The sequence below is a fragment of the Kaistia sp. 32K genome (assembly GCF_016629525.1).
In the GTDB taxonomy this organism is placed as follows: Bacteria; Pseudomonadota; Alphaproteobacteria; order Rhizobiales; family Kaistiaceae; genus Kaistia.
In genome coordinates, this window is the sequence record NZ_AP024269.1 from 4,562,065 (window position 1) to 4,580,037 (window position 17,973).

The following is a 17,973-nucleotide window of genomic DNA, read 5'->3' on the forward strand; positions in this document are numbered from 1 at the left end:
CCATCTCCCCTTTTTCTTTGGCCCGATGGGAGGCACCAATGCGGGACCATGATGCGGACGAGGCAAGCGAAGACGAAGAACGGAGCGTCCTGACGGCGCGGCTCATGCTCCGACGCCCCAGGACGGACGATGCGGCGATGCTCGCCGCGATGATCGACAATCCGCGCATCGCGAGCCATCTCGTGGCCGGCCCCCACCCCTTCATGCGCGCCGGGGCCGGCATCGTCGCCCATATCGCCGTGTCGCGGCGGACGGGCATGGTGATCGGCGCCGGCTGCCACCGGCCGAGCGCCACCCGGCCCGGCGGCCACGACCTTTCCTTCTTCGTCGCCGAGGAGCACTGGGGCCAGGGTTTCGGCACCGAGATCGCCCATGCCGCGGTCGACCACGCCTTCGAGGCGGGCGCCGTCGAGCGACTCTGGTGCTCGGTCCGCGTCACCAACGGCCCGGCGCGACGGGTCGCGGCGAAATGCGGCTTCCAATTCCGCGATACCGGCATGGTGCGGTCGCTCGCGGCGCGCGGCGCCGTGCCGGTCGAGCATTTCGTGCTCGAGCGCGGCATCTGGCAGAGCCTGAAATCCTGGGGCGCGACGGCCGCCCCCGATACGAGACGGACGAGCAACCCCGATCCGGGGAGGGCGAGCGATGATGACGATACGAGCCATGCTGCCTGAGAAGACGATCCAGACGGCCAACGTGTTGCTGCGCCCGCTCCGGCCCGGCGACGGCCCCGCCATCGTGTCCGGCCTCAGCGATTACGAGGTGACGCGCTGGCTGGCGCGCGTGCCCTATCCCTACAGCCTCGACGAGGCGCTGCGTTTCCTCGCCTGGGAACGGGCGCAGCGCCCGGTCTCAGCCGAACAGGTCTACGCCATCGATCGCGGCGGCATGATCGGGCTGATCTCGCTGCGCGACGCCGGCCCGCGGCCCGTGCTCGGCTACTGGCTGGCGCGGGAGCACTGGGGTAATCGCTACATGAGCGAGGCGGCGGCGGCGCTCGTCGAGGACACTTTCGACGATCCCGACATAATCGAGATCCAGTCCGGCGTGTTCGAGGGCAACGAGCGCTCGCTCGCCATCCAGAAGCGGCTCGGATTCGAGATCATCGGTCGTTCGATCCAGCATAACCTTGCGCTCGGCCGCGATCTTGCGCATATCGACACAGCCCTGACGCGCGCGCGTCACTACGAGTTGAAAACATGAAATTTCTCGACGAAGCCAAGGTCTACATCCGCTCCGGCGACGGCGGCGCAGGCTGCGTCTCGTTTCGTCGGGAAAAGTTCATCGAGTTCGGCGGGCCGGATGGCGGCGACGGCGGCCGGGGCGGCGACGTCTGGGCCGAGTGCGTCGACGGCCTGAACACGCTGATCGACTATCGCTACCAGCAGCATTTCAAGGCCAAGGTCGGCGTGCACGGCATGGGCCGCAACCTCGCCGGCGGCAAGGGCGACGACGTCACCCTCAAGCTGCCCGTCGGCACGCAGATCTATGACGAGGACGGCGAGACGCTGATCGCCGACATGACGCGCATCGGCGAGCGCTTCCTGCTCGCCAAGGGCGGCAATGGCGGCTTCGGCAACGCGCATTTCAAGACCTCGACCAACCAGGCGCCGCGCCGGGCCAATCCCGGCCTCGAAGGCCTGGAGCGCTGGATCTGGCTGCGGCTGAAGCTGATCGCCGATGCCGGCCTGGTCGGCCTGCCGAACGCCGGCAAGTCGACCTTCCTCGCCGCCGTCACCGCCGCCAAGCCGAAGATCGCCGATTACCCCTTCACCACGCTGCATCCGAACCTCGGCGTCGTGCGCAGCGACGGCCGCGAATTCGTGCTCGCCGACATTCCCGGCCTGATCGAGGGCGCGCATGAGGGCATCGGCCTCGGCGTCCGCTTCCTCGGCCATGTCGAGCGCTGCCGCGTGCTGCTGCATCTGGTCGACGGCACGCAGGAAGACCCGGCCGAGGCCTATCGCGTCGTGCGCGGCGAGCTCGACGCCTATGGCGACGTGCTGGCCGAGAAGCGCGAAGTGGTGGCGCTGTCCAAGGCGGACTCCATTCCGGAAGATCAGCTCGACCGGGTGAAGCGCGAGCTCGCCAAGGCCTGCGGGCAGACGCCGCTCGTCCTTTCCGCCGCCACCCGCGTCGGCATGGAAGGCGCGCTCCGGACGATCGGGCGCATCATCGACGAGGGCAAGCTGGAAGACCCGAACCTGCATCCGAGCGCCAAGGACGAGCCCTGGCGACCGTGAAGCTCAATCGCCTTACCGCATTGAGCCTTGCAACGGGGGACCGCCCCCATCGGATCGAAGAGCACAGACACCATGAGCAGGATCGCGGAACAGACCGCCGACATCGCGGCTAAGCTCAAGCCGGAGAATTTTCGCCGCATCGTCGTCAAGGTCGGTTCGGCGCTGCTGGTCGACCGGACGACCGGCAGATTGCGCGAGGACTGGCTATCGGCCTTCGTCGACGACGTCGCGGCGCTGGCTTCCGGCGGCCGCGAGGTGCTGCTGGTCTCGTCCGGCGCCATCGCGCTCGGCCGCGGCGTGCTCGGCCTGCCCAAGGGCGCGCTGAAGCTCGAGGAGAGCCAGGCGGCGGCCGCCGTCGGCCAGATCGCGCTGGCGCGGGCCTATTCCGAGATGCTCGGCCGGCATGATCTGAAGGCCGGGCAGATCCTGCTGACGCTGGGCGACACCGAGGAGCGGCGGCGCTATCTGAACGCCCGCTCGACCATCGGCACGCTGCTGAAGCTCGGCGCCATCCCGGTGATCAACGAGAACGACACGGTCGCCACCAGCGAGATCCGCTATGGCGACAATGATCGCCTCGCCGCCCGCGTCGCCTCGATGATGGGCGCGGACCTGCTTGTGCTGCTCTCCGACATCGACGGGCTCTACACCGCGCCGCCGCACACCGATCCCAACGCCACCTTCATTCCCGTCGTCGAGCGCATCACGGCGGAGATCGAAGCGATGGCCGGCGGCGCCGGCTCGGAATTCTCGCGCGGCGGCATGAAGACCAAGGTCGAGGCGGCGAAGATCGCCACCGTCGCCGGCGCGGCCATGCTGATCGCGCTCGGCAAGCCGCTGAACCCGTTGAAGCGCATCGCCGACGGCGCGCAGGCGACCTGGTTCCTGCCCGAGGTAAACCCCGTCACCGCGCGGAAGAAGTGGATCTCCGGCCATCTGGAGACGCGCGGCGTGCTGGTGATCGACGACGGCGCGATCCGGGCGCTGCGCTCTGGCAAGAGCCTGCTGCCGGCCGGCGTGCGCCGGGTCGAGGGCCGGTTCCAGCGCGGCGACGCGATCATCGTGCAGGGACCGAGCGGCGAGGAAATCGCGCGCGGCCTGGTCGCCTATGACGCGGCCGACGCCGAGCGGATCGCCGGCCGCAATACCAAGGAAATCGAAACGATTCTCGGCTTTGCTGGGCGCGCCGCGATGGTCCATCGCGACGACATGGCGCTCCGCGGCGAATAGGATAGCAAGATGACCACATCCCTCCTCCGCGACAGCGAGACCGATACGGTCCAAGCCGTGATGCTGGATATCGGCCGCCGCGCCCGCGCCGCCGCCCGCCGTCTGGCGCTGGCGCCGACGACGCAGAAGAACGCCGCGCTCACCGCCGTGGCCGCCGCCATCCGCGCCCGCGCCGGCGACATCCTCGCCGCCAATGCCAAGGACGTCGCGGCGATGCAGACGGAAGGGGCGCTCGCCTCCTTCCTCGACCGCCTCACCCTGACGCCGGCCCGGATCGAGGGCATCGCCGCGGCGATCGACGAGATCGCCACCCTGCCCGACCCCGTCGGCACGGTGATCTCCGCCTGGGACCGGCCGAACGGCCTGCATCTCGAGCGCGTCCGCACGCCGCTCGGCGTCATCGGCGTCATCTATGAGAGCCGTCCCAACGTGACGGCCGACGCCGGCGCGCTCTGCCTCAAGGCCGGCAATGTCGTGATCCTGCGCGGCGGCTCGGATTCGTTCCATTCGTCGACCGCCATCCATGCCGCGCTGGCCGAGGGCCTGGTCGCCGCCGGCCTCCCCGCCGACGCCATCCAGATCGTGCCGACCCGCGATCGCGCCGCCGTCGGCGCCATGCTGTCCGGCCTCGACGGCGCCATCGACGTGATCGTGCCGCGCGGTGGCAAGAGTTTGGTCGCCCGCGTCCAGGAAGAGGCGCGCGTGCCCGTCTTCGCCCATCTCGAGGCGATCGTGCATCTCTATGTCCATTCCGGCGCCGACCTCGCCATGGCGAAGACGCTGCTGGTCAACGGCAAGATGCGCCGCACCGGCGTCTGCGGCGCCACCGAGACGATGCTGATCGACCGCGCCATCCTCGACACCCATCTGGTGCCGATCCTCGACGCGCTCGTCGCGGCGGGCTGCGCCATCCGCGGCGATGCCGAGGTCTGCGAGCGCTTCCCGGCCGCCACGCCCGCGACCGAGGCAGACTGGTCGACCGAATATCTCGACGCGATCATCTCCGTGAAGGTCGTCTCCGGTCTCGACGAGGCGATCGACCATATCGAGACCTATGGCTCGCATCATACCGACGGCATCATCACCAAGGACGAGGCCGCCGCCGCGCGCTTCCAGGCCGAGGTCGATTCCGCCATCGTCGTGCACAATGCCTCGACCCAGTTCGCCGATGGCGGCGAGTTCGGCTTCGGCGGCGAGATCGGCATCGCGACGGGCCGCATGCATGCGCGTGGCCCCGTCGGCCTGGAGCAGCTGACCTCGTTCAAATACCGCGTCAGCGGCGCGGGGCAGACGCGGCCGTGAGCTCGGACGGGGGGAGCGAGACGGCGGGAGGCAAGATCGATCCGGCGCTGCGTTCGGCCCTGAAGCTGCCCTATGCGGCGCCCGGCCAGCGCATCGGCCTGTTCGGCGGATCCTTCGATCCGCCGCATCAGGGCCACCTGCTGGTGAGCCTGATGGCGCTGAACCGGCTGAAGCTCGACGCCGTCTGGTGGCTGGTGACGCCGGGCAATCCGTTGAAGGGCCATGCGCCGGACCAGCTCGGACGCCGGGTGGCGGCGGCGCGCGCCATGGCGCGGCATCCGAAGATCCACGTCACCGCCATCGAGGCGACGCTGAAGTCGCGCTTTACCGCCGATACGCTCGCCATCCTGAAGGACCGGCTGCCGGGGGTGGACCTCGTCTGGCTGATGGGCGGCGACAACCTGCGCCAGTTCCACCGCTGGCGCGACTGGCGCCGCATCGCCGAGCTGATGCCGATCGCGATCTATGACCGGCCGGGCAGCACCTTCACCGGTCCCGCCGCGCCGGCGGCGATCGCGCTCCGGCGCTTCCGGCTGCCCGAACGCGACGCGGCGCGGCTTGCCACGGCCCCGACACCGGCCTGGACCTACCTGCACGGGCCGCGCATCGCGCTTTCTTCGACGGAACTGCGCGCCAAACGCCGGAACGGCGCCCCGGCGTCTTGAAAGCGCCACAGCGACGTGCCTATGTAATCTTTGCGACGATACCGTCGCGCGGAGCGTCTCGCTCCCGGCCAACAGAAGGCCAAGCACGCCAAATGGCGAAAGGACTGACCACTGACGACGGCAATGCAGCCTGAGGGCGCAATCGAACGCGCGCCTCACCGAGTGGCCGTGCGCCGGCAGATTGCGGCGAACGACGCTCTCACAGCGATCCTCTCCAGCCTTGATGACTCGAAGGCGGAGGACATCGTCTCCATCGACATCGCGGGCAAATCGGCGCTGGCCGACTACATGGTAGTCGCGTCTGGCCGTTCGCAGCGCCATGTCAGCGCGATCGCCGAGCATCTCAGCCGCGATCTCACGCTGGCCGGCGGCCGCGTCGCGCGCGTCGAGGGCGTGCCCCATTGCGATTGGGTGCTGCTCGACGCCGGAGACGTGATCGTGCACATCTTCCGGCCCGAAGTCCGCTCCTTCTACAATCTCGAGAAGATGTGGTCGGCGGACGAGCCCCAGGCGGCGACAGCCGCTGCCAAGGCGCGGGACCTGCCCGGGACCTGACGGCCGCACGATGCGCATCCTGATCGCCGCCGTGGGTCGGCTCAAGGCCGGCCCCGATCGCGCGCTGGTTGATCGCTATGTCGACAGGGCCTCGCAGGCCGGGCGCGGGCTCGGCCTCACCCTTTCCGTCCGCGAATTCGTGGAAAGCCGCGCGCCCCGCGCCGACGAGCGCATGGCGCAGGAGGCGACCACCCTGCTCGCCGCCCTGCCGGAGGGCGCCATCCTGGTGGCGCTTGACGAACGGGGCGAGACCCCGTCCAGCGCCGCCTTCGCCAAGCGCGTCGGCGACTGGCGCGACCAGGGCGCGCGCGACCTCGTCTTCGCCATCGGCGGCCCGGACGGCCATGGCGAGGCGATCCGCAAGCGGGCCGACCTGAAGCTCGCCTTCGGCGCGATGACCTGGCCGCACCAGATCGTGCGGATGCTGCTGGCGGAGCAGGTCTACCGGGCGATGACGATTCTCTCCGGCCACCCCTATCATCGCGAATGAACGGTCGCGCTTCGGCCGCAATCCAGCACTACGGTACGTCAATCCCGGTTGACGGTCCGTTAGGATTTCACAGCCATAGCTCTCTGCTGAACCTTCAGCCATAGCCGTCGAGCGCCTGCTCTTGCTTCGAAATTCGGTCTCTTCGTTGCCTCGACAGCTACTTCCCGCGATCGGACGGGTTGCCATCGTAGCCGCCCTCGCCGCCTCGGCGCTGCCGGCCGCGGCGCAGAACGCGCCGAAGCCCGGAGCGCAGGCCGCGAGCGCCGAAAACAGCGACGCCGACAACCAGAACGCCCAGGACCAGGGCGCTGAAGACCAGACCCCCGCTTCCGGCATGAGCGAGACCGAGCAGCAGCGCGCCGCGCGCCGGGCCGAGCTCGACGCCATCACCCGCGACATCGCGGTGACGGCCGAACGCCAGACGGCGCTCCGCACGGAGCTCGACCAGCTCGACAAGGATCGCACCTCGCTCAACAAGTCGCTGATCGAGACGGGCGAACGCGCGCGCGGGCTGGAGCGCCAGATCGACCAGGCCGAGCAGCGCATGGGCGGCCTCCTCGACGAGGAGAAGGGCGTGCATGCCTCGCTGATCGCGCGCCGCGGCGTGCTGGCCAATGTGCTGGCCGCCCTGCAGCGGATGGGCCGCAAGCCGCCGCCGGCGATCGTCGTCCGCCCGGAAGACGCCCTCGCCTCGGTGCGCAGCGCCATGCTGCTCGGTTCCGTCGTGCCGGAGCTGCGCGAGGAAGCGGAGGCGCTGGCGGCCGACCTGCAGCATCTGGTATCGCTGAAGGCCGAGCAGGCGCGCGAGCGCGACCGCATGCGCGCCGATGCCAGCGCGCTCGCCGAAGAGCGCACCCGCATCGAATTTCTCGTCGACGACAAGCGCAAGGCGCGCGCCCGCTCCGAGCAGCAGCTGGCCGAGGAGCAGGCGAAATCGCAGGAGCTCGCCCAGAAGGCCACCAGCCTGCAGGGCCTGATCGCCGATCTCGAAGGTCAATTGAAGGCCTCCGCTGATGCCGCCGAGGCGGCCCGCAAGGCCGAGGCGGCCAATCAGGCGGCGATCGCCGACGGCCGCGCCACCAAGCAGCCGCAGAGCCTCGGCGAGGCCGATCGCATCGCGCCCGCCGTCGCCTTCGCCGATACCAAGGGCCTGCTGCCGCGCCCGGCCAACGGGACCCAGCTGAAGGCATTCGGCGATCCCGACGGTCTCGGCGGCACGACGCAGGGCCTGTCGATCGCGACCCGCGCCTCGGCGCGCGTCTCGTCTCCGTCCGATGGCTGGGTGGTCTATGCCGGACCGTTCAGATCCTACGGACAACTCTTGATCATCAATGCCGGCGGCGGGTATCATATCCTGCTGGCAGGAATGGAACGGATCGACGTCGAGCTGGGCCAATTCGTTCTCGCAGGGGAACCTGTGGCGCAGATGGGATCGCGGCTTCTGGCAAGCAGCAGCACCGTCAGCGTTGGCGCGACGCAACCCGTGCTCTATGTCGAATTTAGAAAAGACGGTAACTCGATCGACCCGGCCCCATGGTGGGCCCGATCCAACGACGAAAAGGTTGGCGGATGATACGCAACGCTTCGCTGCTCCTGGCCGGCACCATCATCGGCGCAACGGCAGCCGTGACGTTTACCCAGGTACCGAGCCTCATTCCGGGCGTCGCGCATGCCGCGGTCTCGGATACCTATCGGCAGCTCAATCTGTTCGGCGACGTGTTCGAACGGATCCGCTCCGACTATGTCGAGAAGCCGGATGACACCGCCCTCATCGAGGCCGCGGTGAATGGCATGCTGACGTCGCTCGACCCGCATTCGAGCTACATGAACCCCAAAGACTTCAAGGACATGCAGGTCCAGACCCGCGGCGAATTCGGCGGGCTCGGCATCGAAGTGACCATGGAGGACGGCGTCGTCAAGGTCGTGTCGCCGATCGACGACACCCCGGCGGCCAAGGCCGGCATCCTGGCGGGCGACCTGATCGTCGCGCTGGACGGCGAGGCCATCCAGAACATGAATCTGAACCAGGCCGTCGACAAGATGCGCGGCGCGGTCAACACGCCGATCACGGTCACGATCCAGCGCAAGGGCACCGAGAAGCCCTTCGACGTGAAGATCGTCCGCGACGTCATCCGCGTCCAGTCGGTCCGTTCGCGCACCGAGGGCGATGTCGGCTACCTGCGCATCTCGAGCTTCAACGAGCAGACCTATGACGGTCTGAAGTCGGCGATCGAGAAGCTGCAGAAGGACATCGGCAAGGACAAGGTCAAGGGCTACATCCTCGACCTGCGCAACAATCCGGGCGGCCTGCTCGACCAGGCCGAGCTCGTCGGCGACGCCTTCCTCGACAAGGGCGAGGTCGTCTCGACGCGCGGCCGGCATGCCGACCAGAACATGCGCTACGACGCCCGCCCGGGCGATCTGACCGACGGCAAGCCGATCATCGTGCTGATCAATGGCGGCTCGGCTTCCGCCTCCGAGATCGTCGCCGGCGCGCTGCAGGATCACAAGCGCGCGACCATCCTCGGCACGCGTTCCTTCGGCAAGGGCTCGGTGCAGACGATCATCCCGCTCGGCTCGAACGGTGCCATCCGCCTGACGACGGCCCGCTACTACACGCCGTCGGGCCGCTCGATCCAGGCCAAGGGCATCGATCCCGACATCCAGGTCGTGCAGGAGCTGCCGCCGGAGCTGAAGGACAAGGTCACCGACACCAAGGGCGAGGCCTCGCTCAAGGGCCACCTCACCAACGAGGGTGGCGGCGACGAGGGCACCGGCTCGCAGGCCTACGTCCCGCCGGAGGCGAAGGACGACAAGCAGCTGCAGGAGGCGATCGGCCTCTTGGACGGCCGCCAGGCCAACAGCGCCTTCCCGCCCAATCCTTCGGCGGCGGTCCCGAACTAAGATCCAGAACGGCGCCCCTCGGGGCGCCGTTTTTCTTTGAGCGTCCAGATCCCCCTGCCCGCGGGAAGGCCGGAGGCTCGGACGTTGGCGGTCCCCCCTGCCCCTTCCGCCGCCGGCGACTTCTGCCGGGAGGCTTCGTTTCAATCCGCCGGGACAGGGGCGACGCCGCCACGCGACCGTCGCTCCGGCCGTGCTATCCTGCCGGCGAACCGCGTCGACGCCGCCATGGCGTCGCTCCGGCCTCCCCACTGCCAACCGATACGATGGCTCCGCAAATGGCATCCAAGAAGAACATCGACCCCAAGCTCCTCCCCTACCGGCCCTGCGTCGGCACCGTCGTCTTCAACCGCGACGGCCTGGTCTTCGTCGGCGAGCGCTCGCCCAATGCCGAGCTGACGCCGGGCGACCCGGTCTGGCAATTGCCGCAGGGCGGCATCGACAAGGGCGAGGAGCCGCTCCCCGCGGCGCTCCGCGAGCTCTACGAGGAGACCAACATCCGCTCGGCGTCCCTGCTGGAAGAGGCCGAGGGCTGGTTCGACTACGACCTGCCGGCGGAGCTGGTCGGCATCGCGCTCAAGGGCAAGTATCGCGGCCAGCGGCAGAAGTGGTTCGCCTTCCGCTTCGACGGCGACGAGAGCGAGATCGACGTGCTTCAGCCCGGCGGCGGCCAGTTCGAGGCGGAGTTCATCTCCTGGCGCTGGGAGCGTCTCGAGGCGCTGCCGTCGCTGATCGTGCCGTTCAAGCGCCAGGTCTACGAGCAGGTCGTCGACGCCTTTCGCCACCTCGCCGCGCCCTAGCGTTCGGCCCGGAGTTCAACAGCGAGTCCTGTTTTCGCACTCAGCCCTCTTTGCCCTCCACCTCTTCCTGAGGGAGACCTTTGCACAACACCGCCGTCATCGCGCTCATCGGATCTCGCCACCCTCCGCCGTCATCCCGGCGTAGGCCGGGATCCAGACACACAGGCCTGTGGCCGATAGGCTGAGCCAAGCTTTCCGGGCCGGTGTTCATGGGCCCCGGCCTCCGCCGGGGCGACGGTGCCCTGCCTTTAGGTCTTGGACCGCATGGCGACCTTCGGGGTTCTGCACGGGCCAGACCTTTAGGACGCGGCGACGGACCGCCATCCGCCCGCCAAAGACAAAAAAAACCCGCCAGCGGCGATGCCGATGGCGGGTTTTTTGTTTGGTGACGCGCGGCCGGAGCCGCGCGAAAACTCAGTGGCCGAGCGCGGCGCGCACGTCCTGGAGCTGCGTCAGCTTGGTCTGCGCGACCGTGCGGGCAGCATCGTCGCGCGCGTCGGCAACGTCTTCCTCGGCGTTGCGGATCTCGGTCGCGATCTCCTCGGCGCTGAGGCTTTCGACCGGGATCGCCTGCTCGGCGAGGATGGTCAGGCCGGCTCCGTTCACGTCGGCGAAGCCGCCGCGAACGAAGAACTTCTGCACACCGCCACCGACCAGCGTCACGACAACGCAACCGGGCTTGATGGTCGCCATGAAGGGAGCATGGTCCTTGAGGACCGTGAACTCGCCCTCAGTGCCCGGCACCACGACCGACACGACCGACTCCGACAGGAGGAGCCGCTCGGGCGAGACGAGTTCGAACGGGAACGGTTCTGCCATGATGGGCTCTTTCTCTCGTCAGTCGATCAGGCTGCGGCCGCGAGCTTCTTGGCCTTGGCGATCGCTTCGTCAATGGTGCCGACCATGTAGAACGCGGCTTCCGGCAGGTGATCGTAGTCACCGTTGCAGAGGCCCTTGAAGCCCTTGATGGTGTCTTCGATCTTGACCTGGACGCCCGGCGAACCGGTGAAGGCCTCGGCCACGTCGAAGGGCTGCGACAGGAAGCGCTCGATCTTGCGGGCGCGGGCGACGGTGAGCTTGTCCTCTTCCGAGAGCTCGTCCATGCCCAGGATCGCGATGATGTCCTGGAGCGACTTGTAGCGCTGCAGGATCTGCTGCACCTGGCGGGCGACCGCGTAGTGCTCCTCGCCGACGACGGCGGGGGTCAGCATGCGCGAGGTCGAGTCGAGCGGATCCACGGCCGGGTAGATGCCCTTTTCCGAGATCGCGCGCGACAGAACCGTCGTGGCGTCCAGGTGGGCGAAGGAGGTGGCCGGCGCCGGGTCGGTCAGATCGTCGGCCGGCACGTAGATGGCCTGCACGGACGTGATCGAGCCCTTGTGCGTGGTGGTGATGCGCTCCTGCAGCTGGCCCATGTCGGTGGCCAGCGTCGGCTGGTAGCCCACCGCCGAAGGAATACGGCCGAGCAGTGCCGACACTTCCGAACCCGCCTGGGTGAAGCGGAAGATGTTGTCGACGAAGAACAGCACGTCCTGGCCCTGGTCGCGGAAGTGCTCGGCGACGGTCAGGCCGGTCAGCGCGACGCGGGCGCGGGCGCCCGGCGGCTCGTTCATCTGGCCGAACACGAGGGCGCACTTCGACTTCACCGACGGATCGGGATTGTGCGGATCGGCGTTCACCTTGGCGTCGATGAACTCGTGGTAGAGGTCGTTACCCTCGCGGGTACGCTCGCCGACGCCGGCGAACACGGAGTAACCGCCGTGCACCTTCGCGACGTTGTTGATCAGTTCCTGGATCAGAACCGTCTTGCCCACGCCGGCGCCGCCGAACAGGCCGATCTTGCCGCCCTTGGCGTAGGGAGCGAGCAGGTCGACGACCTTGATGCCGGTGACGAGGATGTCGGCCGAGGTCGACTGCTCGGAATAGGACGGAGCGGGCGCATGGATCGGACGCAGGCCTTCGGCCTCGACCGGGCCGGCCTCGTCGATCGGCTCGCCGATGACGTTCATGATGCGGCCGAGGGTGCCGGCGCCGACCGGAACCTGGATCGGACCGCCGAGATCCTGGACCTTCTGGCCGCGGACGAGGCCTTCCGAGACGTCCATGGCGATGCAACGGACGGTGTTCTCGCCCAGATGCTGCGCGACCTCGAGGACGAGGCGGTTGCCGTTATTGTCGGTCTCGAGAGCGTTCAGGATCGCGGGCAGATGGCCTTCGAACTGCACGTCGACGACGGCGCCGATGACCTGGGTGACGCGGCCGGAGCCGGCCTGCTGATTGGTGTTCGCCATGGTGTTAAACCTTCCAAAAATCCGGTCAGAGCGCCTCGGCGCCCGAAATGATCTCGATCAGTTCCTTGGTGATCATCGCCTGGCGCGTCCGGTTGTACCGGAGCGTGTACTTCTTGATCATCTCGCCTGCATTGCGCGTCGCGCTGTCCATCGCCGACATCTTGGCGCCCATTTCGGAGGCCACGTTCTCGAGGAGAGCACCCAGAATCTGCACCGAAACATTACGCGGCAGCAGATCCTCAAGGATCGCGGCCTCGGCCGGCTCATATTCGTAGTTCGGCGATGCGGCGCCGGCTTCCACTGCGGGAACCTGAGCCGGAATCACCTGCTGCGCCGTCGGGATCTGCGAGATCACCGAACGGAACTTGGCGTAGAACAGCGTCGCGACGTCGAACTGGCCGTCGCCGTAGAGCTGCAGCAGCTTGCGGCCGATCTGGTCGGCGTTTTCGAAGCCGATCTGCTTCACCGTCCGGAGCTCGATCAGCTCGATGATCTCCGTCTGGAACTGGCGACGAAGAACATCATAGCCCTTCTTGCCGACGCAGAGGATCTTGACGGTCTTGCCCTCGCGCTGCAGGCGCAGCGCGTGGTCGCGGGCGAGGCGCGAGATCGACGAGTTGAAGGCGCCGCAGAGGCCGCGCTCGGCGGTGCAGACGACGAGAAGATGCGTCTGGTCCGATCCGGTGCCGGCAAGCAGCTTCGGGCCGTCGTCGGTGCTGACGCCGGCGGCGACATTGGCCAGAACGGCGTTCATGCGCTCCGCATAGGGGCGCGCAGCTTCCGCAGCAGCCTGGGCACGACGCAGCTTCGCCGCGGCGACCATCTGCATCGCCTTGGTGATCTTCTGGGTCGCCTTCACCGAGGCGATGCGATTTTTTAGGTCCTTAAGGCTCGGCATGAGCTTCCCTGTCGGTCGGAATGAAACCCGGGTGGCGCGTGGCCACCCGGTTCAGACCTGGATTCAGGCGAACGTCTTGGCGAAGCTGTCCAGGGCGGACTTGAGCTTGGCGCGGGACTCGTCGTTCAGCTCGCGCTTGTCGCGGATGCTGGCGAGGAGTTCCTTGTGCTCGGTCCGCAGCGCGGCCAGCAGGCCGGCTTCGAAAGCGCCGACCTGGTTGACCGGGATGGCGTCGAGATAGCCGTTCACGCCGGCGAAGATCACCGCGACCTGCTCTTCGACCTTCAGGGGCGAGAACTGGGGCTGCTTCAGCAGCTCGGTCAGGCGCGAGCCACGGTTGAGCAGCTTCTGCGTCGTGGCGTCGAGGTCGGAGCCGAACTGGGCGAAGGCCGCCATTTCGCGGTACTGCGACAGCTCGCCCTTGATCGGGCCGGCAACCTGCTTCATCGCCTTGATCTGGGCGGCCGAGCCGACGCGCGACACCGAGAGACCGACGTTCACGGCCGGACGGATGCCCTGGTAGAACAGGTCCGTCTCGAGGAAGATCTGGCCGTCGGTGATCGAGATCACGTTGGTCGGGATGTAGGCCGACACGTCGTTGGCCTGGGTCTCGATGACCGGCAGAGCCGTCAGCGAGCCATTGCCATTGTCGTCATTGAGCTTGGCAGCGCGCTCGAGCAGGCGGGAATGCAGGTAGAAGACGTCGCCCGGGTAGGCTTCGCGGCCCGGCGGACGGCGGAGCAGCAGCGACATCTGGCGGTAGGCGACGGCCTGCTTCGACAGATCGTCATAAACGATCAGCGCGTGCATGCCGTTGTCGCGGAAGAACTCGCCCATGGCGCAGCCGGCGAACGGAGCCAGGTACTGCATCGGGGCCGGGTCGGAAGCGGTCGCGGCGACGACGATCGAATATTCGAGCGCGCCGCGCTCTTCGAGCACCTTCACGAACTGCGCGACGGTCGAACGCTTCTGGCCGATCGCGACGTAGACGCAATAGAGCTTCTTGGACTCGTCGCCGCCTTCGTTGATCGACTTCTGGTTCAGGATCGTGTCGAGCGCGATCGCGGTCTTGCCGGTCTGGCGATCGCCGATGATCAGCTCGCGCTGGCCACGGCCGACCGGGATCATCGCGTCGATGGCCTTGAGGCCGGTCTGCATCGGCTCATGCACCGACTTGCGCGGGATGATGCCCGGAGCCTTGACGTCGACGCGGCGACGCTCGGTGAACTCGATCGGGCCCTTGCCGTCGATCGGATTGCCGAGCGCGTCGACGACGCGGCCGAGCAGACCCTTGCCGACCGGCACGTCCACGATGGAGTTGGTGCGCTTGACCGTGTCGCCTTCGGCGATGTCACGGTCGGAGCCGAAGATCACGACGCCGACATTGTCGGTTTCGAGGTTCAGGGCCATGCCACGGGTTCCACCGGGGAACTCGACCATCTCGCCGGCCTGGACGTTGTCCAGACCGTAGACGCGGGCGATACCGTCACCGACCGACAGAACCTGTCCGACTTCGGAAACCTGAGCCTCGGAGCCGAAATTCTTGATCTGCTCCTTGAGGATTGCGGAGATTTCAGCGGCGCGGATGTCCATCAGCCGACCTCTTTCATGGCGATCTTGAGTGAATTGAGTTTGGAACGAACCGACGTATCGATCATGCGGCTACCGACCTTGACGATCAGTCCGCCGATCAACGCCGGATCGACATGCGAAGTAAGCGTGACGTCCTTGCCGATCTGGGCCTTGAGCGCTTCCTTGAGCGCCGCGGTCTGGGAATCGGTGAGCGCCTCGGCGCTCGTCACCTCGGCGGTGACTTCGCCGCGATGCTTGGCAAGCAGCTGGCGGAAGCCAACGATCATGCCCGGCACGGCGAACAGACGACGGTTGCTGGCAGCAACCTTGACGAAATTGGCGACGAGACCGCCGATCCCGGCCTTGGCCAGAACGGCCGTGACAGCGCGGAGCTGATCGTCGGCTGCGAAAACCGGGCTCTGGACGAGGCGAACGAGATCGTCGCTCTCGCTCAGAAGGGCCGAAAAACGAGACAGATCGGCATCGACGGCGTCGAGCGCGCCGCTCTCGAGGGCCAGATCAAACAGTGCCGTCGCATACCGCTCGGCGACCCCTGATACGAGAGTTTTGTCTTCTGCCACCTGATCCTCGCTCTGTGACGCGCCCCCACTTCCGGGTTAATCCGGGAGCTGCACGCAACGCCTTGAACGTATTGAAGATTTTCTCAACGGTTTGACGCCGTTGAAAACGGCATTCCCCGAAGCCGCGCGTTCGTTAGCACAGCATCCAGCGACTCGCAACACAGGCAGGCGCTTCTATCGTCGAGAAAACCCGGCCGATGAGCCTGTGGACGCTCAGAGGAAGCTTTGCGGATCGATATCGACCTGCACACGGAGACTGCCGCGCGCCGGCGGCGCCCCGGCGAGCCAGTCGCGCAGGAAGCCCTGCAAGTCGACCGCGCGCGGCGCCTGGACCAGCAACCGGAAGCGGTGGCGGCCGCGCAGCACGGCGAGCGGCGCCTCGGAGGGGCCGAGCACCATGACCGGACCACTCTCCGGCGCGGCGCGCCGCAGCGCCATCGCATAGCCGTAGGACGTCGCCCGGTCGGCGGCCGAGACGATGATGCCGGCGAGCCGGCCGAAGGGCGGCAGCACGGCGACGCGGCGCGCCTCGATCTCGCGGGCATAGAACGCCTCGCGGTCGCCCGAGGCGATCGCTGCGATCACCGGATGCTCCGGCGCATAGGTCTGCAGCAGCGCCCGGCTGTCGCCGCCGGCGCGTCCGGCGCGGCCCGTCACCTGCGCCAAGAGCTGGAAGGTGCGCTCGGCGGCGCGCGGGTCGCCATGGGCGAGGCCGAGATCGGCGTCGACGACGCCGACCAGCGCCAGAAGCGGGAAGTTATGGCCCTTGGCGACCAGCTGCGTGCCGATGATGATGTCGGCGCCGCCGTTCCGGATGGTGTCGAGCTCGTCGCGCATCCGCTTGACGCCGCCGAGCAGATCGCTCGACAGGATCACGCGACGCGCCTCCGGGAAGTACTTCTGCACCTCCTCCGCCACACGCTCGACGCCGGGGCCGCAGGCGACCAGGCTATCCTCCGCGTCGCAGACCGGGCACTGGTCGGGGCGGCGCTCGCTATGGCCGCAATGATGGCAGACGAGCTGGCCGCGAAAGCGGTGATCGACCAGCCAGGTCGAGCAATTGGGGCACTGGAAGCGATGGCCGCAGCTTCGGCAGAGCGTCAGCGGGGCATAGCCGCGCCGGTTCAGGAAGAGCAGCGCCTGGCCCTTGTTGCCGATGGTCTCGCCGATCGCCTTGATCAGCGACGGCGCCAGGAACTCGCCGCGCTCCGGCGGATCGATGCGGAGGTCGACCGGCGTGATCTCCGGCAGCTTGGCGGCCGCATAACGCGCCGACAGCACGATGCGCCGATAGCGGCCCTGGTCGGCGTTGACCCGGCTCTCGATCGACGGCGTCGCCGAGGCGAGCACGACGGGGAAGCCGCCGAGATGTCCGCGCACCACCGCCATGTCGCGGGCGTTGTAGATGACGCCCTCCTCCTGCTTGTAGGCGGTGTCGTGCTCCTCGTCGACGACGACGAGCCCGAGGTTCTGAAACGGGAGGAACAGCGCCGAGCGGGCGCCGACGACGGCCTGCACCTCGCCGGTGGCGACGCCGCGCCAGACGCGCTCGCGCAGCCTCGGCTGCATCTCCGAATGCCATTCGGCCGGGCGGTGGCCGAAGCGGCGAGCGAAGCGATCGAGGAAATCGCCGGTGAGCGCGATTTCCGGCAGCAGAACCAGCGCCTGCTTGCCGGCCCGCAGCGTCTCGGACACGGCCTCGAAATAGACCTCCGTCTTGCCCGAGCCGGTAACGCCGTCGATCAGCGACACCGAGTAGGCGTTGGCCGCCACGGCCTCGCGCAGGAGTTCGGCTGCGTCGGCCTGGCCGGGATCGAAGGTCGGACGCGCGTGATCCGGCTCGGGCGGCAGGGTCAGGGCCGGGGGCGGCAACTGGATCGCTTCCAGCACGCCCTGCTCGACCAGCCCGTTCACGACGCTGGACGAGACCGCGGCGAAGCCGGCGACGGCGCTTTTCGGCATCGGCTCGCCGCCGGCGAGCGCGTCGAGCACGCGCTGGCGCGCCGCCGTCATGCGGTCGGGCGCCTTGCCGGAGAGTTTCAGCGCCGGCACGGCGCGCGGCGGCTCCAGCGCATCCGGCGCCCGCAGCACCATGCGGAGCACCATGCCGCGCTGCGTCAGCGTGTAGGATGCCACCCAGTCGACGAAACGGCGGAGCGTCGGGTCAAGCGGTGGCGAATCATAGCGATGCAGAACGGCGCGCAGCCGGTTGTGGCCGACGGAGGGATCGACCGGATCGTCCCAGACGGCACCGATCATCTCGCGGGGGCCAAGCGGCACGCGCACGACATCGCCCGGCGCCAGATCCAGGCCGGCGGGAACCTTGTAGGTATAGGGTCCATCCACCGCCAGCGGCAGCAGCACGGACACGGTACGGCCCAGTTCCAATGCGAATCCCCGGAACGACGAAGCGTCAGGCGTGTTCTTGACCCATATCGAGCCCAT

17 protein-coding genes are annotated in these 17,973 nt (G+C 67.9%); 11 read left to right on the forward strand and 6 right to left on the reverse strand.

Annotated features, from left to right (window positions below; genetic code table 11):
• Nucleotides 1-38 precede the first annotated feature (38 nt).
• The 11 genes from K32_RS21030 (at nucleotide 39) to K32_RS21080 (ending at nucleotide 10,186) form a co-directional block, all read left to right on the forward strand.
• Nucleotides 39-674: a GNAT family N-acetyltransferase gene (locus K32_RS21030; RefSeq protein ID WP_201401382.1), complete on the forward strand. Its 636-nt coding sequence runs from the start codon at nucleotides 39-41 to the stop codon at nucleotides 672-674.
• Nucleotides 664-1,203 (forward strand): GNAT family N-acetyltransferase, encoded by a 540-nt coding sequence (locus tag K32_RS21035; protein WP_201401383.1) that lies wholly within the window; start codon nucleotides 664-666, stop codon nucleotides 1,201-1,203. Before K32_RS21030 ends, K32_RS21035 begins: the two co-directional genes overlap by 11 nt.
• Nucleotides 1,200-2,243 carry a GTPase ObgE gene (obgE, locus tag K32_RS21040; protein ID WP_201401384.1) on the forward strand — a complete coding sequence of 348 codons (1,044 nt, stop codon included), beginning with the start codon at nucleotides 1,200-1,202 and terminating at the stop codon, nucleotides 2,241-2,243. Before K32_RS21035 ends, obgE begins: the two co-directional genes overlap by 4 nt.
• 72 nt (nucleotides 2,244-2,315) lie before the next feature.
• Nucleotides 2,316-3,473, forward strand: coding sequence for a glutamate 5-kinase (gene proB, locus K32_RS21045; RefSeq protein ID WP_201401385.1), 1,158 nt, complete (start codon nucleotides 2,316-2,318; stop codon nucleotides 3,471-3,473).
• Between the two features lie 9 nt (nucleotides 3,474-3,482).
• A complete protein-coding gene (locus K32_RS21050) occupies nucleotides 3,483-4,775 on the forward strand; it encodes a glutamate-5-semialdehyde dehydrogenase (RefSeq protein ID WP_201401386.1) in 1,293 nt (430 codons plus the stop codon).
• Nucleotides 4,772-5,440, forward strand: coding sequence for a nicotinate-nucleotide adenylyltransferase (locus K32_RS21055; RefSeq protein WP_371812736.1), 669 nt, complete (start codon nucleotides 4,772-4,774; stop codon nucleotides 5,438-5,440). The genes K32_RS21050 and K32_RS21055 overlap by 4 nt, the downstream gene beginning before the upstream one ends.
• Before the next feature lie 168 nt (nucleotides 5,441-5,608).
• Complete coding sequence (gene rsfS, locus K32_RS21060; RefSeq protein WP_244669667.1) at nucleotides 5,609-5,995, forward strand: ribosome silencing factor; 387 nt, start codon at nucleotides 5,609-5,611, stop codon at nucleotides 5,993-5,995.
• 10 nt (nucleotides 5,996-6,005) lie between these two features.
• Nucleotides 6,006-6,485, forward strand: coding sequence for a 23S rRNA (pseudouridine(1915)-N(3))-methyltransferase RlmH (gene rlmH / locus K32_RS21065; protein WP_201401388.1), 480 nt, complete (start codon nucleotides 6,006-6,008; stop codon nucleotides 6,483-6,485).
• Between the two features lie 145 nt (nucleotides 6,486-6,630).
• The gene (locus K32_RS21070; protein WP_244669669.1) at nucleotides 6,631-8,058 is read left to right on the forward strand and encodes a murein hydrolase activator EnvC; all 1,428 of its coding nucleotides are present in this window, start codon (nucleotides 6,631-6,633) and stop codon (nucleotides 8,056-8,058) included.
• A complete protein-coding gene (locus tag K32_RS21075; protein ID WP_201401389.1) occupies nucleotides 8,055-9,389 on the forward strand; it encodes a S41 family peptidase in 1,335 nt (444 codons plus the stop codon). Before K32_RS21070 ends, K32_RS21075 begins: the two co-directional genes overlap by 4 nt.
• A gap of 275 nt (nucleotides 9,390-9,664) precedes the next feature.
• Nucleotides 9,665-10,186, forward strand: a complete 522-nt coding sequence (locus K32_RS21080; RefSeq protein WP_201401390.1) for an RNA pyrophosphohydrolase — start codon at nucleotides 9,665-9,667, stop codon at nucleotides 10,184-10,186.
• A gap of 414 nt (nucleotides 10,187-10,600) precedes the next feature.
• On the opposite strand, the gene K32_RS21085 is transcribed toward K32_RS21080, so the two are convergent.
• The 6 genes from K32_RS21085 to K32_RS21110 all read right to left on the reverse strand — a co-directional run bounded on the left by K32_RS21085 (nucleotide 10,601) and on the right by K32_RS21110 (nucleotide 17,910).
• A complete protein-coding gene (locus K32_RS21085; RefSeq protein ID WP_201401391.1) occupies nucleotides 10,601-11,005 on the reverse strand; it encodes a F0F1 ATP synthase subunit epsilon in 405 nt (134 codons plus the stop codon).
• A gap of 26 nt (nucleotides 11,006-11,031) precedes the next feature.
• Nucleotides 11,032-12,477 (reverse strand): F0F1 ATP synthase subunit beta, encoded by a 1,446-nt coding sequence (gene atpD, locus K32_RS21090; RefSeq protein ID WP_201401392.1) that lies wholly within the window; start codon nucleotides 12,475-12,477, stop codon nucleotides 11,032-11,034.
• Between the two features lie 25 nt (nucleotides 12,478-12,502).
• Nucleotides 12,503-13,375, reverse strand: a complete 873-nt coding sequence (locus tag K32_RS21095; protein ID WP_201401393.1) for a F0F1 ATP synthase subunit gamma — start codon at nucleotides 13,373-13,375, stop codon at nucleotides 12,503-12,505.
• 63 nt (nucleotides 13,376-13,438) lie between these two features.
• The gene (gene atpA, locus K32_RS21100) at nucleotides 13,439-14,968 is read right to left on the reverse strand and encodes a F0F1 ATP synthase subunit alpha (RefSeq protein ID WP_201401394.1); all 1,530 of its coding nucleotides are present in this window, start codon (nucleotides 14,966-14,968) and stop codon (nucleotides 13,439-13,441) included.
• The gene (locus tag K32_RS21105; protein WP_201401395.1) at nucleotides 14,968-15,528 is read right to left on the reverse strand and encodes a F0F1 ATP synthase subunit delta; all 561 of its coding nucleotides are present in this window, start codon (nucleotides 15,526-15,528) and stop codon (nucleotides 14,968-14,970) included. Before K32_RS21105 ends, atpA begins: the two co-directional genes overlap by 1 nt.
• A gap of 213 nt (nucleotides 15,529-15,741) precedes the next feature.
• Nucleotides 15,742-17,910, reverse strand: coding sequence for a primosomal protein N' (locus tag K32_RS21110; protein WP_201404600.1), 2,169 nt, complete (start codon nucleotides 17,908-17,910; stop codon nucleotides 15,742-15,744).
• Nucleotides 17,911-17,973: the final 63 nt, after the last annotated feature.

Coding starts and splice junctions, on each gene's coding strand:
- K32_RS21050 (WP_201401386.1), top strand. CDS start 3,483: ATGACCACATCCCTCCTCCGCGACAGCGAGACCGATACGGTCCAAGCC.
- K32_RS21030 (WP_201401382.1), top strand. CDS start 39: ATGCGGGACCATGATGCGGACGAGGCAAGCGAAGACGAAGAACGGAGC.
- K32_RS21095 (WP_201401393.1), bottom strand. CDS start 13,375: ATGCCGAGCCTTAAGGACCTAAAAAATCGCATCGCCTCGGTGAAGGCG.
- K32_RS21085 (WP_201401391.1), bottom strand. CDS start 11,005: ATGGCAGAACCGTTCCCGTTCGAACTCGTCTCGCCCGAGCGGCTCCTC.
- proB (WP_201401385.1), top strand. CDS start 2,316: ATGAGCAGGATCGCGGAACAGACCGCCGACATCGCGGCTAAGCTCAAG.
- K32_RS21075 (WP_201401389.1), top strand. CDS start 8,055: ATGATACGCAACGCTTCGCTGCTCCTGGCCGGCACCATCATCGGCGCA.
- K32_RS21080 (WP_201401390.1), top strand. CDS start 9,665: ATGGCATCCAAGAAGAACATCGACCCCAAGCTCCTCCCCTACCGGCCC.
- rlmH (WP_201401388.1), top strand. CDS start 6,006: ATGCGCATCCTGATCGCCGCCGTGGGTCGGCTCAAGGCCGGCCCCGAT.
- atpD (WP_201401392.1), bottom strand. CDS start 12,477: ATGGCGAACACCAATCAGCAGGCCGGCTCCGGCCGCGTCACCCAGGTC.
- atpA (WP_201401394.1), bottom strand. CDS start 14,968: ATGGACATCCGCGCCGCTGAAATCTCCGCAATCCTCAAGGAGCAGATC.
- obgE (WP_201401384.1), top strand. CDS start 1,200: ATGAAATTTCTCGACGAAGCCAAGGTCTACATCCGCTCCGGCGACGGC.
- K32_RS21035 (WP_201401383.1), top strand. CDS start 664: ATGCTGCCTGAGAAGACGATCCAGACGGCCAACGTGTTGCTGCGCCCG.